Genomic DNA, 24051 nt, shown 5'->3' on the forward strand with positions numbered 1-24051 from the left:
GGCTTCTGTTAGGAATAGATAACTCTTTTGTCGGGTTTTTAGTACGCATCATTACAACTATTATAATAATAGGATTCATCATTGTTCGAATTACTGCAGCAAATACAATTCGTTTGTTGTATTAATAGATTGAGTGTAGATGGAGCTACAGTATCTGAGAAAGTAATACTCTCAACATCTTCTACTAAAAATGTTTTAATATCTCCTGGTGTTAAGGTAAATGTAAGTGGAGAGCGATGGTTTAATCTTGCGATTGTTAATCTAATCGTTGTTGCAAATGCAGGACTGAAACTAAATTTAATAAGTGTCTTATTATGATTTTTAGTGAAGTTTTCAAATACAGTTCGAGGAATTCCAGTTGTTATATCAAGATCTTGAGGGGTATTTCCCGTACCGAAAATAGTATAGTTCTGTATAAAACAGTTATTTGAATCTGAATTTGAAGAATTACATGGGCGATCATTTTTCTTATAATATTTTTTTCCATTTTTTAAGAAGTAATCCGCCATAATTAATCACTCCCTTCACATATAAGAATTAAAGGTTGTCCATATATAATATGAAATATATTTTTATATGTTTGGACGTGAAGGAAGAGAAAATAAAAAGAGTCCATCTGGTATGATGGACTCAATACTGTTTTACCTGGTGTGATTCTTTATTTTAACTTCGCAAGACGATCTTCTAACTGACCACGCCAAATATCAGCTAGTTCTGGAACAGCAAGAATTTTTTCAATGCCATCTTTATCTTTTCTATTATGAAAATAAATTTCGTTAGAGAACAAAACAGAAACATTGCTCGGTTGACGTTTTAGTAATGTAATTTTAGAATCTTTACGTACAGTACCTTCTTGAAGAACGCGGCATAGGTAGCCTGTAAATCCAGTTGCTACAATGCGTGGCAGTATGCCAGGGATGCCGAGGCGTTTTGAAATAGTGCTACAAGGAACGCGAGCTTGTGTCACTTGAATGATTGCTCCACCTAGTTGATATGTATCTCCGATGCAAACATCACGCTCTAACATATTTGTTACGGTAATGTTTTCGCCAAATGTGGAAGCTGGTAGCGTAGTTTGAAATTCCTCTTCCCATAGTGCGTAATGCTCGTGTGGGTATACACAAACAGCTCGATCAGGACCGCCGTGATGTTTTAAATCCGCTACGTCATCACCACGAAATCCGTCTTTTGAGAGAAAGGCCTCTTCTGTAGGATCTTTACATATACCTGTTATCATTTCTTTATCTTCGCCATATTTCATTTGTTTCGGTTTACCAGTACTAAAGTGAACGAGTTCAATTCCCATATTTGATCTCCTTTACGATTGATTACAATATTATAGCATTAAAAAAGCACAGAGAATGATAAAAACTCTGTGCCTTACATTAATAAACAAGAAATCCTGCTTTATCTAACGCCTCACAAGCAGCATCTAACTTCTCTTTAGAATCTGCTTCAATTGTATGTAAGTGAATACCGTCTGTTAGTTGCGATAGATAGGAAGCATTTGTGTTTTCGATTTTTTGTAAATATTGCTCTACATCAAAGCGATTGCTTACCATAATGGATGCTGTTAGGTCACCGTATACAGGATGCTCAACTTTTACGTCTTTAATCGTAACGCCGTGGTCAACAAGCATTGTAAGTTCTTGACGTACTTCTGCTGGTTTGTGCTGGCATACGATTACGCGTTCAAAAGCTTGTTGTTTCTCTTGTGGCTTTAAATATAAATAGCCTTGGGCAGTCGCAATAATTGGTTCGTTTCGTGCTTTAAGCAAGGAAATATCTTGCACGATAACTTGTCTACTTACGTTTGTCTTCTTCGATAGTTCATTCCCAGATAACGGCTCATTTGCAGCGAGAAGCCACTGAAGGATAAGCTGTCGTCTTTCTTCACCTAAAATCTTTTTTTGGTCATTTTGTTTCATTATGATTTAACACCTCTATAAAATTGATTTCCAATTGTGTGTAGTGCATGAATAGTAGTATCAATTTGATCTTTCGTTGTTTGTTGTCCGAAAGAGAAGCGGACATATTGTTTGGCCTCTTCATACGTTTTTCCAATTGCAAGCATAGTTTTCGAAGGTTCTTGTTTACCGACTTGGCAAGCACTTCCGGTGGAAATGGCGATACCATGGCGATTACATTCTAGCATAGTATATTGACCTTCTATTCCTTTTATTGTAACCCCAACAATATGTGGTAAACAAGAAGTAGAATGACCTTCTACTTCAATTTCTAGCGGAAGTGTTTGTATTTGCTCTAAAAAGTAGGATCGTAACTCTTTAAAACGTAAACTTTCTTCCCATTGGGTTTTTAATATATTTTCAGCAGCTGTTAAAAAAGATGCGATGCCGGGAACATTTACTGTGCCTGGGCGAAATCCTTTTTCGTGAGAAGTTCCTGGAAATACTTGCTCCCAGCGAGATTGCGGATTTATGTAGCAAGCGCCGACACCTTTTGGTCCGTATATTTTATGTGCTGAAACAGAAAGACTATCAATCCCCATCTCAAAAACATGGATAGGCAGTTTACCAAACGTTTGCACACAATCCGTATGAAATAAAACATTATATTTTTTTAAAAGTGCCCCGATTTCTGTAATGTTTTGAACGGTTCCGATTTCAGAGTTTCCATGCTGTATACTTGCTAGCACAGTATCTTCTGTAATAGCTGCCTCTAAATCTACTAAACAAATGAGTCCATTTTTATCAACAGGAATTTCAGTGATCGTATAGCCTTTTGATTTTAGAGATTGAAAATAACTTCGAATGGATGCATGTTCCATAGGTGTCGTAATAATATGCTTCTTAGTTCGGGGATTTAGAAGTGATTGGATCGCAAGATAGTTTGATTCCGATCCGCCACTTGTGAAAAATACTCCTTGTTCTTTTCCTCCAATCATTTCCGCAAATGTTTTTCGGCAAACTTGTAATAAAGAAGCAGCTGTTCCTCCAATATCATGTAAACTTTGTTCATTTCCGAAGTATTGCGACGCTGCTTTCATATATGTTTGTAACGCCTCCTCGCTCATAGGTGTAGTAGCTGCATAGTCAAGATATATCATCATGTAAGTTCCTCTCTCTAGTAAGAGTTACAGTTCTTTTACTTTTTAAATGGTAGTGAAAATAAGAATTATAAAAAAACTCTTGTCATTATTTTAAAACTATGTAAATATAGGTGTCAAGACAGTTGAAAAGTGTAAAGTAGGAGGCAACAATTATGCCAAGTGCAGATGTCTTAATTATTGGAAGTGGTGTTGCGGCACTTCGTGTTGCAAAAGAGATTTGTCACGAAAAGAATGTGATTATTATCACAAAGGAGACGAAACGTAATAATAATACACATTTAGCTCAAGGTGGAATTGCCGCAGCGGTAGCTACATATGACAATCCCAATGATCATTTTGAAGATACATTAGTAGCAGGGTGTCATTATAACAATGAAGAAGTGGTCCGTTATTTAGTCGAGGAAGGACCGAAAGAAATTAATAACCTTATTGAAAGAGGAATGAAATTTGATGGAGATGAAACAGGTCCTCATCTTGGAAAAGAAGGAGCCCATCGAAAACGTCGTATTTTACATGCAGGTGGCGATGCAACAGGAAAGAATTTATTAGAGCATCTTATTCAAGAAGTAGCTCCATACGTTACGGTAGTGGAACAGGAAATGGTGCTCGATTTTATTATAGAAAAAGATAAATGTGTTGGGGCTTTAACTCGCAACAATAAAGGAGAATTGAAACGTTACAATGCAGATTATACGGTGTTAGCTTCAGGCGGTATTGGCGGTTTATACACCTTTACTTCTAATGATGAGACGATTACAGGCGATGGACTTGCAATGGTGTACCGTGCAGGCGGAGAGCTTGTAGATTTAGAGTTTATACAATTTCATCCGACGATGTTATACGCGGGTGGGTGTTGTTCCGGCCTCGTGTCCGAAGCTGTTCGCGGAGAAGGAGCTGTCCTTATAAATGGAAAAGGGCAGCGTTTTATGATGGATATACATTCCGAACAGGATTTAGCACCTCGTGATGTAGTCGCACGGGCTATTCATGAACAGCTACTTGCGGGTGAAAAAGTGTACTTAAACATCGAAATGATTCAAAACTTTGAACAACGCTTTCCGACCGTGTCATCGATATGTAAAACAAATGGAGTCGATATAAATAAAAAACTTATTCCAATCGTGCCCGGTACTCATTTTCACATGGGCGGCGTGAAAACGAACTGTGATGGAGAGACGTCTATTCCGAACTTATACGCAGTCGGTGAAGTAGCTTGTAACGGGGTTCATGGTGCAAATAGATTAGCGAGTAATTCATTATTAGAAGGTCTTGTGTTTGGAAAAAGAATCGGACGACACATTTTATCTAGAGAGACAAAAGAAAAGGTGAACATGCTAGCCGAAAAGGAAGCAAAGTTTATCGTTCTGAATCATTTACCGACGAAAGAAGAAATACAAAAATGCATGATGAAATATGTTGGGATTGTGCGAACAGAGCAAAGTTTATCTTATGCGAAGAGATGGCTTAGTAAGTATGGTGTTCGAAATATGATATTACAACATGATGTTCTTACGAATGAAGAGATAACGCTTATTAATATGTTAACGGTTTGTGAGCTTATAGTTGTATCAGCCTTGCAAAGAGAAGAAAGTATTGGCGGGCATTACCGGAGTGATTATCCAGATAGAAATATAGGAAAGAAAGAGATTGTTCGAGTAAAGAGAAAACGACAACTTGTGTGATGAGGGGAAGAGAGGCTTTATGAACACGATAAAAGTTAAAGAAGCATTAAATCGATTTTTTTTAGAAGATATAGGGGAAAGAGATGTAACATCTCAGCTTATTTTTCCAGATAACTTGCTTTCGAAAGGAACGTTTCTTGCGAAGGATACAGGGGTCTTTGCAGGACGTTTAGTAATTGAATCAGGATTTAAATTAATTGATGAGAGAATTGAAGTAGAGCTTCATAAAAAAGATGGGGATCTTGTAGAAAAAGGCGAAATCATTGCAACAGTGCAAGGTCCAATTGCATCGTTATTAACAGCAGAGCGCGTTATATTAAATGTTATTCAGCGTATGAGCGGAATAGCGACGATGACGCGTAAAGCGGTTCTTGCTTTAGATAGCAGTCATACTCGCATTTGTGATACGCGAAAAACGATGCCAGGACTACGTATGTTTGATAAGTATGCAATCGTGTGCGGCGGTGGATTTAATCATCGCTTCGGTTTATATGATGGTGTCATGATTAAAGACAATCATATTGCTTTTGCTGGTTCTATTACAAAAGCTGTTACATCAGTGAAAGAAAAGTTAGGACATATGGTGAAAGTAGAAGTAGAAACAGAAACTGAGGAACAAGTGAGAGAGGCTGTTGCTGCTGGTGCGGATATTATTATGTTCGATAATCGTACGCCAGATGAAATCCGGGAGTTTTCAAAAATTGTACCAAGCGCTATCGTTACAGAAGCTTCAGGGGGCATCACAATTGAAGATTTATCAAAATACGGAAAAACAGGGGTAGATTATATTTCACTTGGAGCGTTAACACATTCAGTGAAAGCACTTGATATTAGTTTCAATATTGAAGAGTAAGGAAAGTGGCTTAGAGGGGGAGAAACGTATATGAGTATTTTAGAAAAAGTACAGCCAATTGAAACGATGTTACCAGAGGGTTATTACACAATGCCAACGGAAGATATGGAAAAGCGTGTTCGTGAAATTAAAGAGAAAATGGGGAAAATGTTATTTATTCCAGGGCATCATTATCAAAAAGATGAAGTGGTACAATTTTCAGATGCAGCAGGGGATTCACTTCAGCTTGCGCAAGTTGCAGCGAGCAATAAAGACGCAAAATACATTGTGTTTTGCGGGGTACACTTTATGGCGGAAACAGCAGATATGTTGACGACAGATGATCAAGTTGTCATCTTACCAGATATGCGTGCAGGTTGTTCGATGGCGGATATGGCAGATATTGAACAAACAGAAAGAGCATGGACAGAGCTCACTAAATTATTTGGAGATACGATGATTCCGTTAACATATGTGAACTCTACAGCTGCAATTAAAGCGTTTTGTGGTCGTAACGGAGGAGCAACAGTAACTTCTTCTAATGCAAAGCAAATGGTATCTTGGGCGTTTACTCAAAAAGAACGTCTCGTCTTTTTACCAGACCAACATTTAGGGAGAAATACAGCGTATGATCTAGGTATCCCGTTAGATAAAATGGCAGTATGGGACCCACACACAGATTCATTAGAGTACGATGGGGATATAGAAGAAATTCAAGTGATTTTATGGAAAGGACATTGTTCTGTTCATCAAAATTTTACAGTGAAGAATATTGAGAGTGTACGAAAAAATCATTCTAATATGAATATTATTGTACATCCAGAATGTTGCCATGAAGTTGTAGCTGCTTCAGATTATGCAGGCTCAACGAAATATATTATTGATATGATTGAATCAGCGCCATCTGGTAGCAAATGGGCGATTGGTACAGAAATGAATTTAGTAAATCGAATTATTAAGCAACATCCAGATAAAGAAATTGTTTCGCTTAATCCATTTATGTGTCCGTGCTTAACGATGAATCGAATTGATCTGCCTCACTTATTATGGACACTTGAAACGATAGAAAGAGGAGAAGAAATTAACGTTATTAGCGTAGACAAACAAGTAACGGCAGAAGCAGTTCTTGCATTAAATCGTATGTTAGAGCGTGTGTAAAGCAACGGTATTCCCGTTGCTTTTTTTCATACATATAATCATAACGAGAACGAAATGGGCATACATTGTTTTGAAGAAATCATTGTGGTTCTTTATGCTTATTCCACTTCGAATGATATTAAAAATCGAAGAAGTGATAAAAGTGAAAAGAAGTTAATGTTATTTAGAAAGAGTTACTTCATGAGATTTGTTATTTATAGATAAGTTATACAGGAGGGGGAAAATTTGAAAATTCATATCGTGCAAAAAGGGGATACCCTTTGGAAAATTGCGAAAAAGTACGGAGTGGATTTTGACACGTTGAAAAAAACAAATACACAACTTAGTAATCCAGATTTAATTATGCCAGGTATGAAAATTAAAGTGCCATCAAAGAGTGTTCACATGAAACAACAGGCTGGAGCAGGTTCAGCGCCTCCAAAGCAATACGTAAAAGAAGTGCAGCAAAAAGAATTTGCAGCAACACCAACTCCGCTTGGAATAGAAGATGAGGAAGAAGTTACGTATCAATCAGCACCAATTACACAGCAGCCAGCTATGCAACAAACACAAAAAGAAGTGCAAGTAAAACCGCAGAAAGAGATGCAGGTAAAGCCACAAAAAGAAGTGCAAGTAAAACCGCAGAAGGAGATGCAGGTAAAGCCGCAAAAAGAAGTACAGGTGAAACCACAGAAGGAGATGCAGGTAAAGCCGCAAAAAGAGGTGCAAAAAGAACAGCCAATTCAAAAAGAAAAACCAGTTGAAAAACCGTCTGTTATTCAAAAACCACCTGTGATAGAGAAACAAAAACCGGCGGAAAAAGAAAACACGAAGTTTTCGGTAAATGTATTGCCGCAGCCGCCACAACCACCAATAAAACCGAAAAAAGAATATAAAATTTCAGATGTAATAAAAAAAGGAAGCGAGTTAATTGCTCCTCAAATTAGTAAAATGAAACCTAACAATATCATTTCTCCGCAAACGAAAAAAAATAATATAATATCGCCGCAAGTGAAGAAAGAGAATGTAGGGAATATAGTATCGCCGCAAGTGAAAAAAGAAAATGTAGGGAATATAGTGTCGCCGCAAGTGAAGAAAGAGAATGTAGGGAATATAGTGTCACCGCAAGTGAAGAAAGAAAATATAGGAAATATAGTATCACCGCAAGTGAAAAAAGAAAATGTAGGGAATATAGTGTCACCACAAGTGAAGAAAGAGAATGTAGGGAATATAATATCGCCGCAAGTGAAGAAAGAGAATGTAGGAAATATAGTGTCACCACAAGTGAAGAAGGAAAACTTAGGGAATATAATATCGCCAAATGTATCGAAAGAAAATGTAGTTATTCCACAAGTCACACCGCCAAATATTCAAATGCCAAATATAATGCCAATTATGGATAACAATCAAATGCCGAATATAATGCCAATTATGGATAACAACCAACCACCGAATATAATGCCAATTATGGATAACAATCAAATGCCGAATATGATGCCAATTATGGAAAATAACCAACCACCGAATATAATGCCAATTATGGATAACAATCAAATGCCGAATATGATGCCAATTATGGATAACAACCAACCACCGAATATGATGCCAATCATGGATAATAACCAAATGCCGAATATGATGCCAATTATGGATAACAATCAAATGCCGAATATGATGCCAATCATGGATAACAATCAAATGCCGAATATGATGCCAATTATGGAAAATAACCAACCACCGAATATAATGCCAATTATGGATAACAATCAAATGCCGAATATGATGCCAATTATGGAAAATAACCAACCACCGAATATAATGCCAATTATGGATAACAATCAAATGCCGAATATGATGCCGATTATGGATAACAATCAACCACCAAATATGATGCCGTATCAACAGCCCATGATGCCGCCGAATCCGTATTATCAACAATCAAATCCATATCAAATGCCATATCAGCAAGGAGCGCCGTTTGGACCGCAACATACGTCTATGCCAAACCCGAATATAATGCCAATGGATAATAACATGCCGCCGCTTGTGCAGGGTGAGGAAGATTGTGGGTGCGGAGGAGAAAGTAGACTATATAGTCCACAACCAGGCGGTCCGCAATATGCGAATCCTTTATATTATCAACCAACTCAGTCTGCATATGCACCACAGCCAGGAACGATGTATTATCAACCAGATCCACCAAATGTATTTGGAGAGCCTGTTTCAGAAGAAGAGGACGAAGAAGAAGTTTAAAAAGGCGGGAGTATTCCCGCCTTTTTTGCATTCCTGTTAATTAAGAAAAGGCAGTTTTTTTATTAAGTGCTAGAAAATTCCCAGTGAAATATTAACAGTGTAAAAACCTTCTCTGTTACTCATCATAAGAGGGAGCTTTTCAGTAGAGAAGCTCATTCTAACAGAGGGGGTTTTTGTATTGAATACGAAAGTAAAAGTGATTGCTGCTTCTTTGTTAGTTACTAGTGCATTAGCTGCATGTGGTACACCAAAAAACAATGCAATGGATGGACGTAACTACAATTACGAGCGTACATCTTATAATGATACACACCAGTATCGTGATAATGTGACGCGTAATGATCGTTATACAGATTATGTAACATATAGAAATGGTCGTAACGATACAGGATACAATTATTACCGTGATGTAAATTATAATGGACAAATTGCTAATCCGCATCCAACTCGTAATATTACAATGAACAATTCATACATTAACAATGATGGTAAAACAGCTGAAAGAATAACAAATCGTGTGAAACGTATGAATAACGTAGACCGTGTGTCTACAGTTGTATATGGAAACGATGTAGCTATTGCGGTAAAACCTCGTAACACAGTGACAAATGAAACGGCGATGGCGAACGAAATTCGTCAAGCGGTTTCAAATGAAGTTGGAAACAGAAACGTATATGTTTCTGTAAGAAATGATATGTTTACTCGTGTCGATGCAATGAGTACGCGTCTACGTAACGGTACAGTTACAAACGATTTTAATCGTGACATAGTGAATATGTTCCGAGACATTCGTTACGGTTTAACTGGTACAGTGCGATAGCAAAACAAAAGAGGAAGGGATAGCCCTTCCTCTTTATTCATCGTTGTCTTGTAAACGACGTTTTTTAATAAAATAACTAACGGAATAAGAAACTAAAAAGCAGATGAAAAGAATACTACTTGTTAAAATAGCTTCAAATAGAGGTCTTTCTGGACTGAAAATAATATAAATAATAGCCATAACGATTCCTACAATAAGGGAGCGGAAGACAAGTTTATAATAAGGAGTTAACTTTATTTCCTTTTCGCCATCTTCTACATCGATTGAAACACTTAACTGTAAATAAGCAAGTAAAATACTTGTAAGCATAAATAATAGCCACAATGGAGATTTCGTAATTTGATCAATGCCTTCAGTGAATCCGATATAGCCTAAAATTCCAACTATGCCAATGTATTGAAAAAGAAAGACAATACGTATGTTTTTTAACCTTTGAAGAATGAGACGTTCATCCTTTATTTGTTTCATAATATCTATCTCCCGTTTATTATGATTTCGCTGTCACATTTATTGTAACATATATATTGCAATTATCAATTTATAATTTACATAGAATAATTTGGATAAAAGAGGAAATAAAATATTTTTATAAACATGTTGCACTTATACTTTATTAATGTTATATTAGCAAAGCGATGAGCTAATTTACGTAAGACGAGAGATATGCTTAAGTGCTAAACACGCGAATGTGGTCGCCTGGTCTCTCGCCGTAAACGCATCAAGACGCCTGCTTTGCAGGCGTCTTTCATTTTATATGAATGTAATGGGAAGAATGGAGGAATCCAATCTTCCTTTTTTGATTAGAATTAAAGTCAGAAAATAAAGTTATTTACAATTGTATATGAAAGAGTTACTATTTAATGGTAATATATTACATGTTTTTTAGACATAAAAGGTTGGGATGAATAGGATATGGAGAATTTTGAATGTAGAAATACAGAAGTTGTATTAGAGAAATTTCAGGTTGTAACACCTATATTTCAGGCGTTAGGAGATGAGAATCGCCAGCAAATTATTATGCTATTATTAGAAAGCAAACAGATGAATGTAACACAAATAACAGATGAAATGGGAATTTCTAGACCGGCTGTTTCGCATCATTTAAAAATTTTAAAACAAGCAGAACTAGTTGAAGCCGATCGAAATGGAAAAGAAATTTTTTATTCTATAGTGGCTGGAGAGTTTTTAAAACAGGTAAAAGATTTAATTCAAGCGATAGAGTCAAATTATTAATTTTTTTTGATTGATAAGTAAACAAGTTTAAACTTATAAACGTGTTTTGTGGAAAAGGGGTAATAAAAATGAATAGTATAAATCGAATGTACGTAATTATGTTACTTGTTCCGTTGTTTTGGGGTGGCTCTTTTGCGACAGCGGAGCATATTATTACGGAGATTCCACCAATTACTGCAGCAACAATTCGTTTTGGTTTAGCTGGTTTTATTTTAATAGGCATAGTTTTTATGAAATCTGAGTGGGATACAAGTTTGTTATTAAAGAATTGGAAAGGGCTGTTATTTGTATCGTTAACAGGTATTTTTGGCTACAATGTTTTTTTCTTCATGGGACTTAACTATACTTCCACTCTGAATGGCTCACTTATCATTGCTACAATGCCCGTTTTTGTAACATTGGGAGCAATATTGTTTTTTAAAGAGCCTTGGAGTATAAAAGTCGGAATAAGTTTAACTTTGTCCCTTGTCGGTGTAATAGTTGTTATTACGGGTGGTTCAATGCATATACTTATGTCTTTGGCATTTAATAAGGGAGATCTTTTATTTATAGCTGCTTTAACCTGTGGGGTTTTATATAGCTTAACAGGAAAAAAAGTTATGAGTGGTGTCTCCCCTTTGTTAACTACAATGAGTATGACGGTATTGGGTACTGTGTTTTTAGCAGGCCTTTCTCTATATGAAGATGGATGGGGAAAGGTTGTAACATTTTCTTTACAGGGATGGATAGAAATGTTGTATATGGTCATATGCGGGACATTAATTGGATATATCGTGTTTAATAAAGGAGTAGAAGAGCTAGGTGCAAGCAAAGCGAGTGTGTATTTAAATCTAACACCTATTGTAGCTACTGGTATATCAGTTGTCTTATATGGAGCAGCTGTTACGTGGCAACAAATAGTTGGAATGATAATTGTACTAATGGGGGTTTATATTGTAACAGTACAATCAAATAAAGATATAAAGAAGCTTTCGCATAATCAATGTGTTTCCAAATAGATAAAAGTAATTGAACACTATAATTCTTAATGATGGCATTCTATGAATTAGGGATAAAACCCCCATTTCCGGAAAAACTACTAATGAAAGTATGATCTTGCCTAAAAGAGGTGAACGGAAATGAAATGGATACTGATTGCGATGCAAGCTTTCGTTATGATGTTTTGTTTCGTTTATGAAACGAATGTGAAGGCGGAAGGGCCAGTACCAGAAGTGACGAAAAAAGAACCTGAGGTTACAATTTTATTAGAGCGTATGTATGTTGATGGCGAAGTAAGCGAAGAAATACTTACAGAAAAAGTGACGGATTTAGAAAAGTTTTTACAGCAGTATAAAGAATGGCAGCTCGTTGATCGTGATGATGTACAAATTGTATTGCAAAAGAAAGTTGATGATATTTCTCCGTTATTGAAAACGAGCGGGTATTTTGGTGTTTCAGAGGAAGGGATATTACAAATTTTCAAAGGTGTGCCAAAAAATGATAATGCGATCCATTCTTTCTTTCAAATTGATATGAAAAAGCTTGAGAGCTATGAACGTGCGAAATTGAAACGTGGCATTCGTATTAAATCAAAAGAAGGTTTTGTGAAGACGATTGAAAAAATGAAGCAATACGCAGTTCAAAGTAAGAAAAAAAGCAGCTCATGGTGAGCTGCTTTTTTTCTTATTTATTTTTAGCTAAAATTTCTTTTGCGATTTCATCAATTAGCATATCTTTTCCGATTGGATTGAATGCTTTCGTATTGAAGACTTCATTTGATACTTCATATACGTGATTATTTTTAACTGCTTTATTGTCTTTCCAAACGGCACTGTTTTTGTAGTCTTCGTAAACTTTATCAGCTTCGCCGCCGAAGTTTACAATAAACATTTGGTCAGGCTGGAATGCAACTAGACCTTCTAGTGATACTTGCGCCATCGTTTGTTTTAAATCCGTACCTTTTGTTGCTGGAAGTTTTAAGTCATTAAAGATGATGTCACCGTATCCGAAGCTACCGTATACACGGAAGTTTTGTGGTGTAACTGCAACGAACATAAAGTTCTCATCTTTTGTTTTCTCTTTAATTTTTTTAGATAAAGAGTCTGCTTTCTTATCGTAGTCTGCAATCCATTTGTCTGCTTTCTTCTCTTCGTCAAATAGCTTACCTACTTCTTTAAACTTACCACGCCAGTCTTCTAAGTTTGTTTCTAGAACAACTGTAGGTGCAACCTTTTCTAGTTGATCATAAATTTTTAATTGACGGTTGTTTAAAATAATTAAGTCTGGTTTTAAAGCAGTAACAGCTTCTAAATCAACTTTAGGTGCCCAGTACCAACCTACTGCTTTTACTCCATCTAACTTGTCTGTTAAGTGATTTTGGATTTTATCTTTATATGTATTTGCTGTACCAACAGGTTTATGTCCAAGAAGTAATAGTTCTTCTGTTGATCCAGATAAGTCAACAATTCTCTTTGGATTTACTGGAATTGTAGCTTCACCTTTAGCATGTTTTACAACTTTTGTTTTCGGTTGTTCTTTTGCTTTCGATTCTTCTTTTTGAGAAGAACAGCCAACGATAGAAAGAACAACAAGCATAATAGTAAATAAAATAAATAGCTTACGTTTCATCCTGATGTAACCCCTTTAATTAGTATTGATAATCATTATCGACTTCTGTATATTAAGGTGCTTTAACCTTTCTGTCAATGGAAAATAACAGAAGTTTCAAGTGGAGAACATTTGTTGGGGCAGTCTCGCTTTTCTATCATTAAATATGTTAAAATGGAATACATGATTTAAGAGGGAGAGATCGTATTTTGTTTGAATATGTTACAGGTTACGTGGAGTATGTAGGGCCGGAATATGTCGTAATTGATCATAATGGAATTGGTTATCAAATTTTCACACCAAATCCGTATGTATTTCAAAGAAGTAAGCAAGAAATCCGTGTCTATACATATCATTATGTGAGAGAAGATATTATGGCACTTTACGGTTTTAAAACACGTGAAGAGCGTTTATTATTTACAAAGTTGTTAGGCGTGTCTGGCATTGGGCCAAAAGGCGCTCTTGCAATTTTAGCTTCTGGTCAAACAGGACAGGTCGTTCAAGCGATTGAGCATGAAGATGAGAAGTTTTTAGTGAAATTCCCAGGCGTCGGAAAGAAAACAGCACGCCAAATGATTTTAGATTTAAAAGGAAAACTAGCAGATGTCGTACCAGATGCATTTGTTGATTTATTCTCAGACACAGAACGTTTTGATGAGAATAAAGGTTCATCAGCTGAGCTTGATGAGGCACTGGAAGCTCTGCGCGCACTTGGATACGCAGAACGCGAAGTTTCTCGTGTTGTACCAGAGTTATTAAAAGAAGCATTAACGACGGATCAGTATATTAAAAAGGCACTTAGTCTTTTACTAAATGGTAAGAGGTGAGTATAATGGACGAACGTCTCCTTTCAGGGGAATCTGCATATGAAGATGCGGATTTAGAATATTCATTACGGCCACAGACGCTCCGTCAGTATATTGGCCAAGATAAAGCGAAACATAATTTAGAAGTATTTATTGAAGCGGCGAAAATGCGTGAAGAAACGTTAGATCACGTGCTTTTATATGGACCACCAGGTCTTGGTAAAACGACGCTTGCGAATATTATTGCCAATGAGATGGGCGTTAATGTTAGAACAACTTCAGGTCCCGCAATTGAAAGACCAGGAGATTTAGCTGCTGTATTAACAGCGCTTCAGCCAGGTGATGTATTATTTATTGATGAAATTCATCGTTTGCATAGATCAATTGAAGAAGTATTGTATCCTGCGATGGAAGACTTTTGCCTTGATATTGTAATTGGAAAAGGGCCTTCAGCACGTTCTGTACGCCTAGATTTACCGCCATTTACATTAGTTGGAGCAACGACACGTGCTGGAGCATTATCGGCACCGCTTCGTGACCGCTTCGGTGTACTTTCAAGGTTAGAGTACTACACAGTAGATCAGCTTTCTGCGATTGTTGAACGTACAGCAGAAGTATTTGAAGTTGAAATCGATTCGTTAGCTGCATTAGAAATTGCAAGACGTGCTCGTGGTACACCTCGTATTGCGAATCGTCTTTTAAGACGTGTACGTGATTTCGCACAAGTTCGTGGTAATGGAACGGTTACGATGGAAATTACACAAATGGCATTAGAGCTACTGCAAGTAGATAAATTAGGTCTAGATCATATTGATCATAAATTACTGCTTGGTATTATTGAGAAATTCCGTGGCGGTCCAGTTGGATTAGAAACGGTTTCAGCAACAATTGGAGAAGAATCTCATACGATTGAAGATGTGTATGAGCCGTATTTATTACAAATTGGCTTTTTACAACGAACGCCGAGGGGCCGAATTGTAACGCCGCTTGCGTATGAACATTTCGGAATGGAGATACCAAAAGTATGACGGAGATGCCAAAGCTGCTTATTACAGCCGGGATCTTACTCATCGTTGTTGGATTAGCTTGGAAGTTCATTGGAAGGCTTCCAGGCGATATTTTTGTGAAAAAAGGAAACGTTACCTTTTATTTTCCTATCATTACATGTATTGTGTTAAGTATTGTATTATCTTTTATTATGTATATAATAAATCGATTTAAATAAGAAATAGGTGGATATAGCTATGGATATAAATCTGTTTGATTTTCATTTACCAGAAGAACTTATTGCACAAGTCCCGTTAGAAGAGCGTGAAACATCAAGATTAATGGTGTTAGACCGTGAAACAGGTGATATTGAGCATAAACATTTTACGGACATTCTTTCTTACTTACATGAGGGGGATTGCTTAGTTTTAAATGAAACGAAAGTTATGCCTGCTCGTTTGCACGGTGTGAAAGAAGATACAGGCGCGCACATTGAAGTACTTCTTTTAAAACAAGAAGAAGGTGATAAGTGGGAAACGCTTGTAAAGCCAGCGAAACGTGTAAAAGAAGGAACTGTTATCTCTTTTGGCGAAGGGAAATTAAAAGCAACTTGCACAGGAACTGCAGATCAAGGTGGACGTCAGCTTGAATTTTCATATGACGGCATCTTCTATGAAATTTTAGATGAACTTGGGGAAATGCCACTTCCTCCATATATTAAAGAGACGCTAGAAGATCGCGATCGCTATCAAACAGTATATGCGAAAGAAATCGGTTCAGCAGCAGCGCCGACTGCGGGACTTCACTTTACAGAAGAGTTACTTGAGAAGTTAAAGCAAAAAGGCGTTCAGTTAGCATTCATTACACTTCACGTAGGACTTGGAACATTTAGACCAGTTTCTGCAGACACGATTGAAGAACACCATATGCACGCAGAATATTATCATATGTCTGAAGAGACAGCGGCATTATTAAATCGTGTGAAAGAGAATGGTGGACGTATTATTACTGTAGGTACGACATCAACTCGTACGTTAGAAACAATTGCAACAGATCATGAAGGTAAGCTTTGCGCCGCTTCTGGATGGACAGATATTTTCATGTATCCGGGATATGAATTTAAAGCAATTGATGGTTTAATTACAAACTTCCATTTACCGAAATCAACATTAATTATGCTTGTAAGTGCATTTGCAAATAGAGATAATGTACTTCATGCTTATAATGAAGCAGTAAAAGAAAAATATCGTTTCTTTAGCTTCGGTGATGCAATGTTTGTTGCATCTCACGCTAAAATGAGAAACAAATAAAAGGAGTAAGTTATGACAGCAATTCGTTATGAATTTATTAAGACATGTAAACAAACGGGTGCCCGTTTAGGTCGTGTGCATACGCCGCACGGTTCATTTGATACACCAACATTTATGCCAGTTGGTACACTTGCAACAGTTAAGACAATGTCACCAGAAGAATTAAAAGCAATGGATTCTGGCATTATTTTAAGTAATACGTATCATTTATGGCTACGTCCAGGTCATGAAATTATTCGTGAAGCAGGCGGCTTGCATAAATTTATGAACTGGGATCGTGCAATCTTAACAGACTCTGGTGGTTTCCAAGTATTCAGTTTAAGTGACTTCCGTCGTATTGAAGAGGAAGGCGTTCACTTCCGCAATCACTTAAATGGAGATAAATTATTCTTATCACCAGAAAAAGCGATGGAAATCCAAAATGCATTAGGTTCAGATATTATGATGGCATTTGATGAGTGTCCACCATTCCCAGCTACTTTTGAATATATGAAGAAATCTGTAGAGCGTACGAGCCGCTGGGCAGAACGTTGCTTAAAAGCGCATGAACGTCCGCAAGATCAAGGTTTATTCGGTATTGTACAGGGGGGAGAGTACGAAGAGCTTCGTCGTCAAAGTGCGAAAGATCTTGTTTCAATGGACTTCCCTGGTTACGCTGTAGGTGGTTTATCTGTAGGCGAACCGAAAGATATTATGAACCGTGTACTTGAGTTTACAACACCACTTCTTCCAGATAATAAGCCTCGTTACTTAATGGGTGTAGGTTCTCCTGACTCGTTAATCGATGGCGCAATTCGTGGTATTGATATGTTTGACTGCGTACTTCCAACTCGTATCGCTCGAAATGGTACATGTATGACAAGTGAAGGTCGCCTCGTTGTAAAAAATGCGAAATTCGCAAGAGACTTCGGTCCGCTTGATCCAAACTGTGATTGCTACACATGTAAAAACTACTCTCGTGCGTACATTCGTCACTTAATGAAATGTGATGAAACGTTCGGAATTCGTTTAACGTCTTATCACAACCTTCATTTTCTGTTAAACTTAATGGAGCAGGTGAGACAAGCTATTCGTGAAGACCGTCTTGGCGATTTCCGCGAAGAGTTCTTTGAACAGTATGGCTTTAATAAACCGAATGCTAAAAACTTCTAATACATAATTTAAAAGGAGGAACAAAAGATGAATGCAGGTATGATGAATATCGTTATGATCGTTGCGATGTTTGCGATTTTCTATTTCTTATTAATTCGCCCGCAACAAAAACGTCAAAAAGCAGTTGCTCAAATGCAAAGTGAGTTAGCAAAAGGTGATGCTATCGTAACAATCGGTGGTTTACACGGTACAATCGAATCAGTAGATGAGACGAAAATTGTTATTAAATCTGGTGGTTCACACTTAACGTTCGATCGCAATGCGATTCGTGAAGTTGTGAAAAACTAATTTGGAAGGCCCTGCATGAAATATGCAGGGCCTTTTTTAGTTACTTTGCTTTGACATATTTACACCGAAAATACCACCGAGTGTACTCGCCCCCATTAATGCTAATTGATAAAGTAATTGTGAGTTCGATAAAGTTTGAGAAAAGCCTAAATAGTTAACTAGAAAAACGAGTATAGTGAACGTGAGACCTGTTGTGAGACCTACTAGCCAACCTTTTCCTTGAGCCTTTTTGCCGGCAGTAAATCCAGACATAAGCATAGATAAAAGAGCGAGTATAAAAATAGTAACGGTTAATGTCCCTTCGTTTATATTCGTAAACTTTAATAAAAGAGCCATAATCATACTAGTAATAGATGCGAGAATTAGTAGTGTAACAATACCGAAGCCAATTGCAGTTGATAATTTTTTCGTTCCATCCATTTATGCATTCCCCCTTTTTAATACAAGCATATTTTCCTTTTGTCTAAGTTAGACTAGTTTCTTTTTTATAGGGGAGTCTATACGTAAAAAAGGAGATGTAGAAATGGAATGGATATCAATAATTGGACGGACAATGCTTTTGTATATCATCATCTTAATTATTTTTCGTCTTATGGGTAAACGTGAGATAGGAGAGCTAAGTGTATTAGATTTAGTCGTATTTATTATGCTTGGAGAAATGGCTGTAGTGGCAATTGAAAATACCGATAAATCACTTTGGCATCAATTAGTTCCGATGACTTTTCTTATGTGCATCCAAATTATTTTGTCAGTCATTTCCCTAAAGTATCAACGCTTTCGGCATTTAATAGAAGGTGAGCCGGCTATTCTTGTAAACGCGGGAAAGATTGATGAAAAGAAGATGAGAAAGCAACGTTATAATATAGATGATTTAATGATGCAATTAAGGGAACAAGGAGTTGGAGATATTCGGGATGTAGAATATGCTATTTTGGAACCGTCTGGGAAGTTATCTGTCTTTCAAAAACAAAAAAATAAACAAGATACATTGCAGTTTACGCTTCCTCTTATTATTGATGGAGAAATTCAATCTAGTCATTTACAAATGATTGAACATACAGATGCATGGCTTATTGAGAAATTAAAAAACTTAGGTTATAACGATGTAACACAAATTTTATACTGTAGTTTTCAAAACGGAAAATTTTTTGTTGATGTAAAAGAAAATTAGAGACTTATTCTTTGAAAGAGTAAGAATGATTAGTGTAACTAATAATCAGTGGAGATTACCCCACTGATTAAAGTTTCACCTTATTTCAAAAATGAAAGTTTACGAATGATAGGGAGACGACTTAACTCTTCTTTTCGAATGAGTTTGAAAGTGAAGAGAAGTACGATATAAACAATTGTTGTTAAAGTGATTTCCCATAATGTTTGTATGCCAAGGGCATGAGAGAAAATAATATATTTATGAAGATAAAAACCGAAGGCGCCTGCGATACCGATGGCAAGTCCGCCGAAAATATAGTCTTTTGCGTAAATGGTAAATGTAATCTTTTTTAAAACAGTAGCGTAGTGAAGAAATGTTACTGTTACAATATTTGCTGCAATAGCGAGAGCAACCCCCATCATTTGAAATTCTGGCCTTGATGCTAGTACAAAAATAACGATTAATTTCACGATGGCTCCAATAAATGTATTCATCATTGCAGCTCTTGCTAAGTTTAAAGCTTGCAAAACAGAGGTAAGTGGACTTTGGAAATAATGAAATAAAAAGCAAGGCGCAAGAAGTTGAATGAATGCTGTTGCGCTGTCTGATCCATACATAAGAGTTAAAACAGGAGAAGCGAATACGTATAATATAACGACAGACCATCCGCCGGTAATTAATGAAATTCGAAGTGCTTGTTGTAAACGGTGCTCCACTAATTTATGTTGTCTTTTTGCCATTGCTTCACTAATAGAAGGGACGAGCGCTGTAGAGAGAGCGTATGTAATAAAGGCGGGTAGTGATAGAAGCGGGAATGCATAACCGTTTAATATACCGTATTGCTGGGTTGCAACAGAAGCAGCGACACCAGCGATTGCTAAGCTTTGCATAACGACAATAGGTTCAAAAAAATATGAAACGGAGCCGATTAAACGACTTCCTGTAGTTGGAAGGGCAATATCCATCAGAGAATAAAATGTCCCTTTGCTTTCCTTTACAGTAGTGAAAAATCCAGAGCGTATTGATAAATGTTTTTCTCGCTGAAATAACGTGAGTAAAAATAATAACGATGCAACTTCACCGAGAACAGCTGATAACATAGCGCCGGCTGCAGCGTATTCTATGCCGTAAGGTAAAAATAATTGAATGCATATAGCGATAATGGTAATGCGGACGACTTGTTCTAGAACTTGCGCATAAGCGCTAGGTTTCATGTTTTGTTTCCCTTGAAAATAACCACGCAAAACAGAAGAAACAGCAATAACAGGAACAACGGGCAAAATGGCCATTAATGGATAGTACGTTCTTTCGTCGGTTAATAATGTTTTTGCTAAAATAGGTGTGAGGAACATAATTCCGATTGTTAAAATGATACTAATAACGGATGTAACAGCTAGTGATACGGTTAATATTTTTTTAACTCTTTGTTTATCGTTCACAGCTTCCGCTTCTGCTACAAATTTTGCGATTGCGACAGGAAGACCAATTTGTGTCAATGTAATTGCTAAAATGAATGTAGGAACGGCCATCATATAAAGACCAACGCCTTCTTCTCCCAAAATACGTGCCATTACTATGCGGTTGATAAAGCCGAGTATTTTTGTAATAAAGCCGGCTATCATTAAAATAAATGCGCCTTTTAAAAAGCTTTGTCTCGTCATGTTCTTCTCCTACCTTCTCAAAATCAATGGAATGATTTACAATAATTTATATGCACGTACGAGACAAGAATGACAAGCATTTAAGAGAGTGAAATATGATAGTGCTCTTGAAAGTAGTTATTGCTGTCCATTAGAGCGGGAATAAAAGCGACTTTTCGTGCGAAATAAGAAGGAGATGTTATAGATGTTAGATAGAGAGGCTTTGGTAGAATCATACCGCGGACAGTTACAAGTCGTTTTAGAAAGTAAAGTAGAAGAGTTTCAAATGTTCGGCTACGACAGAGTGACAGATGATGACATTTGGAAGTTTCTTAAAGTGAAAAAGTGGAAGAAGATAGACAGCGATGTTAGATTGTATGAATTAGTTAATGACGTATTAACAGTAAGTGCTAATGAATATATGACATATTTAACTGTTGAAGCATATCAAGCGCCACTTTGGTCATTTGATGAATATGAAAATAAATAACCGACTGCAATTGGTTTGTTCTTCCTTTTGCAGTATAATGATAGGTATTGATAATCAGGAAATAATTATGTCTAAGATCATATATAAAGGAGGTAGTGAAGAGAGAAAACAAATAATGAAAGTGCAGGTATCGTGAAAACGTACCGGCACAGCTAGTGATGAGCTAGCAAAATTATAGAAAGGAAGTCTACTAACTAGACGTATGCACACGTGTAAAAGTGAATCGTAAGAGATTTATTTAAAGTGTTAGTAGCGGAAAGAGGGTACATATGGCAAAGCGTGGTACGAGAATTGCCGCCTTTTTCCTCATCGTTTTATTAATCGGTGGAGTAATTGGTGCGGCAGGAAAAGACATAGCAAAAGGAATTAGTCTAGGACTAGACCTTCGCGGTGGTTTTGAAATTCTGTATGAAGTAAAACCAGCCAAAAAAGGTGACAAAATCGATCGAGACGTACTTGTAAGTACAGTAGGTGCTCTTGAGAATCGTGTCAATGTTCTCGGTGTAAGTGAGCCGAACATTCAAATCGAAGGGCAAGATCGAATTCGTGTACAGCTTGCTGGTGTACAAGATCAGCAAAAAGCACGTGAAATGTTATCAACACAAGCGAAATTAACATTCCGTGATGTAGATGATAATCTTCTTATGGACGGAACGGATTTAAAAGGCGGCGGAGCGAAGCAAACATTTGATGAGCAAGGCCGTGCGAGCGTAGGTCTTACACTAAAGAGCGCTGAAAAATTCCGTGAAGTAACTGAAAAAATTTCAAAAATGCCACCACCAACGAATTTAATGGTAATTTGGCTTGATTTTGAAGAAGGAAAAGATTCGTACAAAGCAGAATCTGCAAAACCGAATCCGAAGTTCTTATCAGCAGCAACAGTAAACCAAGTATTTAACCAAGCTGAAGTATCTATCGTAGGTGGAAACTTCACAGTTGAAAGTGCGAAACAACTTTCATCTTTATTAAATGCAGGTGCACTTCCTGTTGATTTAAAAGAAATGTATTCAACATCTGTTGGAGCGAAATTTGGTCAACAAGCGTTAGAGCAAACGATTTTCGCTAGTGCGATTGGTATCGCTCTTATTTTCTTATTTATGCTTGTATTCTACCGTTTACCAGGACTTGTAGCGGTTATTATGTTAGGTTTATACATTTTCGTTACATTACTTGTCTTTAACTGGATGCATGCAGTTCTTACGTTGCCAGGTATTGCGGCGTTAGTGCTCGGAGTAGGTATCGCAGTTGATGCGAATATTATTACGTACGAGAGACTGAAAGAAGAGTTGAAAATTGGTAAGTCCATGATGTCGGCATTCCGCGCTGGTAATCATCGTTCATTAGCAACAATTCTAGATGCAAACGTTACAACTCTTGCAGCAGCTGGTGTGTTATTCGTTTATGGTAATAGCTCTGTAAAAGGATTCGCAACAAGTTTAATCGTAAGTATTTTAGTTGGTTTTATTACGAACGTCTTCGGTACTCGTTTCTTACTAGGTTTACTTGTAAAGAGCCGTTACTTTGATAAAAAACCAGGATATTTTGGTGTGAAACAAAAGGATATTATTCCATTAACAAAAGGGGTAGTACATCCGCCAACGAGATTTGATCGTATTAATTTCGTAAATATCGGTCATAAATTCCTTATCTTCTCGATTGTAGTTGTAATTGCGGGTGCAATTATCTTACCAATTTTCAAATTGAATCTTGGTATTGACTTTGCGAGTGGTACACGTATCGACTTGCAATCAAAACAAGCCGTTACTGTGTCTGATGTTCATAAAGATTTTAAAGAATTGAACATTGATGTGAAGGAAGAAAATATTGTACCGACTGGAGATGACAATAAAGGTTTCGCAGTTCGTACATTAGGTGTTTTATCAAAAGATGAAATTGCGAAAACAAAAACATTCTTCCACGATAAATATGGTACAGATCCAAACGTAAGTACAGTTTCACCGACAATTGGTAAAGAAATTGCACGAAATGCATTTATCGCAGTATTAATTGCTTCTGCGGTTATCATTTTATACGTAAGTATTCGTTTCCGATTTACGTATGCGTTATCTGCAGTGCTTGCATTATTACATGACGCATTCGTTATGATTGTTATGTTTAGTATTTTCCAACTAGAGGTAGACTTAACGTTTATCGCTGCAGTACTAACAATCATCGGTTATTCTATTAATGACTCGATTGTTACATTTGATAGAAACCGTGAATTATACAAACAGAAAAAACGAGTGCGCGATATAAAAGATCTAGAAGAAATCGTAAATGCAAGTATTCGCCAAACGCTTGGTCGCTCGATTAATACCGTATTAACAGTGTTATTCCCAGTAATTGCACTGCTTATCTTCGGTAGTGAGTCACTACGTAACTTCTCGTTTGCCTTACTTGTTGGATTAATTGTAGGTACGTACTCTTCTGTTTTCGTTGCCTCTCAAATTTGGTTAATGCTTGAAAACCGTCGTTTGAAAAAGGGAAAAAACAAGAAGAAGGTTGAGAAAGTAGAATCTGAACCGCAAGTATAGAAAAGATGATGTCTCTTTATGAGGCATCTCTTTTTTCGTTTGTGGATACAATAAGATAGCAACTTTTTAACAGAAAGAAGA

Annotated in this window: 24 protein-coding genes and 1 pseudogene; 17 read left to right on the top strand and 8 right to left on the bottom strand. The window is 36.8% G+C overall.

Features of this window, described 5'->3' with window-relative positions; translation table 11 throughout:
* Window positions 1-38: 38 nt before the first annotated feature.
* From AC22L0_RS14565 to AC22L0_RS14580, 4 genes are all read right to left on the bottom strand, one after another.
* Window positions 39-509, bottom strand: a complete 471-nt coding sequence (locus tag AC22L0_RS14565) for a hypothetical protein (protein WP_000796370.1) — start codon at window positions 507-509, stop codon at window positions 39-41.
* A 149-nt stretch (window positions 510-658) separates the two neighbouring features.
* Window positions 659-1306, bottom strand: a complete 648-nt coding sequence (locus tag AC22L0_RS14570) for an MOSC domain-containing protein (RefSeq protein WP_087967276.1) — start codon at window positions 1304-1306, stop codon at window positions 659-661.
* Window positions 1307-1385: 79 nt separating this feature from the next.
* Window positions 1386-1928, bottom strand: a complete 543-nt coding sequence (locus AC22L0_RS14575) for a transcription repressor NadR (protein WP_000812240.1) — start codon at window positions 1926-1928, stop codon at window positions 1386-1388.
* Window positions 1928-3070 (bottom strand): IscS subfamily cysteine desulfurase, encoded by a 1143-nt coding sequence (locus tag AC22L0_RS14580; RefSeq protein WP_000973761.1) that lies wholly within the window; start codon window positions 3068-3070, stop codon window positions 1928-1930. Before AC22L0_RS14580 ends, AC22L0_RS14575 begins: the two co-directional genes overlap by 1 nt.
* Window positions 3071-3222: 152 nt before the next feature.
* Here AC22L0_RS14580 and nadB point away from each other — a divergent pair, with 152 nt between their 5' ends.
* The 5 genes and pseudogenes from nadB (at window position 3223) to AC22L0_RS14605 (ending at window position 9794) form a co-directional block, all read left to right on the top strand.
* The gene (gene nadB / locus AC22L0_RS14585; protein ID WP_087967278.1) at window positions 3223-4752 is read left to right on the top strand and encodes an L-aspartate oxidase; all 1530 of its coding nucleotides are present in this window, start codon (window positions 3223-3225) and stop codon (window positions 4750-4752) included.
* Between the two features lie 19 nt (window positions 4753-4771).
* Complete coding sequence (nadC, locus tag AC22L0_RS14590) at window positions 4772-5605, top strand: carboxylating nicotinate-nucleotide diphosphorylase (protein ID WP_087967280.1); 834 nt, start codon at window positions 4772-4774, stop codon at window positions 5603-5605.
* A 30-nt stretch (window positions 5606-5635) separates the two neighbouring features.
* The gene (gene nadA / locus AC22L0_RS14595) at window positions 5636-6742 is read left to right on the top strand and encodes a quinolinate synthase NadA (RefSeq protein ID WP_087967282.1); all 1107 of its coding nucleotides are present in this window, start codon (window positions 5636-5638) and stop codon (window positions 6740-6742) included.
* 225 nt (window positions 6743-6967) lie between these two features.
* Window positions 6968-7124: pseudogene (safA, locus tag AC22L0_RS14600) on the top strand (SafA/ExsA family spore coat assembly protein); the annotation flags it as partial.
* A 2028-nt stretch (window positions 7125-9152) separates the two neighbouring features.
* Entirely contained in the window at window positions 9153-9794 is a 642-nt protein-coding gene (locus AC22L0_RS14605; protein WP_001093544.1) for a YhcN/YlaJ family sporulation lipoprotein, read from the top strand.
* A 33-nt stretch (window positions 9795-9827) separates the two neighbouring features.
* Here AC22L0_RS14605 and AC22L0_RS14610 read toward each other — a convergent pair whose 3' ends face one another.
* On the bottom strand, window positions 9828-10262 hold the full coding sequence (locus AC22L0_RS14610) for a branched-chain amino acid ABC transporter substrate-binding protein (RefSeq protein ID WP_487272300.1): 435 nt from the start codon (window positions 10260-10262) through the stop codon (window positions 9828-9830).
* Between the two features lie 444 nt (window positions 10263-10706).
* Between AC22L0_RS14610 and AC22L0_RS14615 the strand changes: the two genes are divergently transcribed.
* The 3 genes from AC22L0_RS14615 (at window position 10707) to AC22L0_RS14625 (ending at window position 12676) form a co-directional block, all read left to right on the top strand.
* Window positions 10707-11027 (top strand): ArsR/SmtB family transcription factor, encoded by a 321-nt coding sequence (locus tag AC22L0_RS14615; RefSeq protein WP_000426922.1) that lies wholly within the window; start codon window positions 10707-10709, stop codon window positions 11025-11027.
* Between the two features lie 68 nt (window positions 11028-11095).
* On the top strand, window positions 11096-12025 hold the full coding sequence (locus tag AC22L0_RS14620) for a DMT family transporter (protein WP_048567727.1): 930 nt from the start codon (window positions 11096-11098) through the stop codon (window positions 12023-12025).
* A gap of 120 nt (window positions 12026-12145) precedes the next feature.
* Window positions 12146-12676 (top strand): BofC C-terminal domain-containing protein, encoded by a 531-nt coding sequence (locus AC22L0_RS14625; protein WP_000871174.1) that lies wholly within the window; start codon window positions 12146-12148, stop codon window positions 12674-12676.
* A gap of 13 nt (window positions 12677-12689) precedes the next feature.
* Here AC22L0_RS14625 and AC22L0_RS14630 read toward each other — a convergent pair whose 3' ends face one another.
* The gene (locus tag AC22L0_RS14630; RefSeq protein ID WP_000823606.1) at window positions 12690-13634 is read right to left on the bottom strand and encodes an iron-hydroxamate ABC transporter substrate-binding protein; all 945 of its coding nucleotides are present in this window, start codon (window positions 13632-13634) and stop codon (window positions 12690-12692) included.
* A 188-nt stretch (window positions 13635-13822) separates the two neighbouring features.
* Here AC22L0_RS14630 and ruvA point away from each other — a divergent pair, with 188 nt between their 5' ends.
* From ruvA to yajC, 6 genes are read left to right on the top strand one after another with little or no spacing between them, the layout of a single operon-like run.
* Window positions 13823-14440: a Holliday junction DNA helicase RuvA gene (gene ruvA / locus AC22L0_RS14635; RefSeq protein WP_000464513.1), complete on the top strand. Its 618-nt coding sequence runs from the start codon at window positions 13823-13825 to the stop codon at window positions 14438-14440.
* A gap of 5 nt (window positions 14441-14445) precedes the next feature.
* Window positions 14446-15447 carry a Holliday junction branch migration DNA helicase RuvB gene (ruvB, locus tag AC22L0_RS14640; protein WP_000344449.1) on the top strand — a complete coding sequence of 334 codons (1002 nt, stop codon included), beginning with the start codon at window positions 14446-14448 and terminating at the stop codon, window positions 15445-15447.
* The gene (locus AC22L0_RS14645; protein ID WP_000138162.1) at window positions 15444-15644 is read left to right on the top strand and encodes a DUF2905 domain-containing protein; all 201 of its coding nucleotides are present in this window, start codon (window positions 15444-15446) and stop codon (window positions 15642-15644) included. Before ruvB ends, AC22L0_RS14645 begins: the two co-directional genes overlap by 4 nt.
* A gap of 19 nt (window positions 15645-15663) precedes the next feature.
* Window positions 15664-16716, top strand: a complete 1053-nt coding sequence (queA, locus tag AC22L0_RS14650) for a tRNA preQ1(34) S-adenosylmethionine ribosyltransferase-isomerase QueA (protein WP_000354034.1) — start codon at window positions 15664-15666, stop codon at window positions 16714-16716.
* A 12-nt stretch (window positions 16717-16728) separates the two neighbouring features.
* Window positions 16729-17868, top strand: coding sequence for a tRNA guanosine(34) transglycosylase Tgt (gene tgt / locus AC22L0_RS14655; protein ID WP_000125365.1), 1140 nt, complete (start codon window positions 16729-16731; stop codon window positions 17866-17868).
* A gap of 27 nt (window positions 17869-17895) precedes the next feature.
* Entirely contained in the window at window positions 17896-18156 is a 261-nt protein-coding gene (gene yajC, locus AC22L0_RS14660) for a preprotein translocase subunit YajC (protein WP_000991115.1), read from the top strand.
* Window positions 18157-18192: 36 nt separating this feature from the next.
* On the opposite strand, the gene AC22L0_RS14665 is transcribed toward yajC, so the two are convergent.
* Complete coding sequence (locus AC22L0_RS14665) at window positions 18193-18576, bottom strand: TIGR04086 family membrane protein (RefSeq protein WP_000349150.1); 384 nt, start codon at window positions 18574-18576, stop codon at window positions 18193-18195.
* Between the two features lie 103 nt (window positions 18577-18679).
* On the opposite strand from AC22L0_RS14665, the gene AC22L0_RS14670 reads away from it, so the two are divergent.
* Entirely contained in the window at window positions 18680-19327 is a 648-nt protein-coding gene (locus AC22L0_RS14670; protein WP_000454818.1) for a DUF421 domain-containing protein, read from the top strand.
* 80 nt (window positions 19328-19407) lie between these two features.
* On the opposite strand, the gene spoVB is transcribed toward AC22L0_RS14670, so the two are convergent.
* On the bottom strand, window positions 19408-20967 hold the full coding sequence (gene spoVB, locus AC22L0_RS14675; RefSeq protein WP_000198300.1) for a stage V sporulation protein B: 1560 nt from the start codon (window positions 20965-20967) through the stop codon (window positions 19408-19410).
* A gap of 184 nt (window positions 20968-21151) precedes the next feature.
* Between spoVB and AC22L0_RS14680 the strand changes: the two genes are divergently transcribed.
* On the top strand, window positions 21152-21436 hold the full coding sequence (locus AC22L0_RS14680; RefSeq protein WP_000886978.1) for a post-transcriptional regulator: 285 nt from the start codon (window positions 21152-21154) through the stop codon (window positions 21434-21436).
* A gap of 269 nt (window positions 21437-21705) precedes the next feature.
* Window positions 21706-23970, top strand: a complete 2265-nt coding sequence (secDF, locus tag AC22L0_RS14685) for a protein translocase subunit SecDF (RefSeq protein WP_001119066.1) — start codon at window positions 21706-21708, stop codon at window positions 23968-23970.
* Window positions 23971-24051: the final 81 nt, after the last annotated feature.

The sequence above is a fragment of the Bacillus sp. LQ01 genome (genome assembly GCF_057624735.1).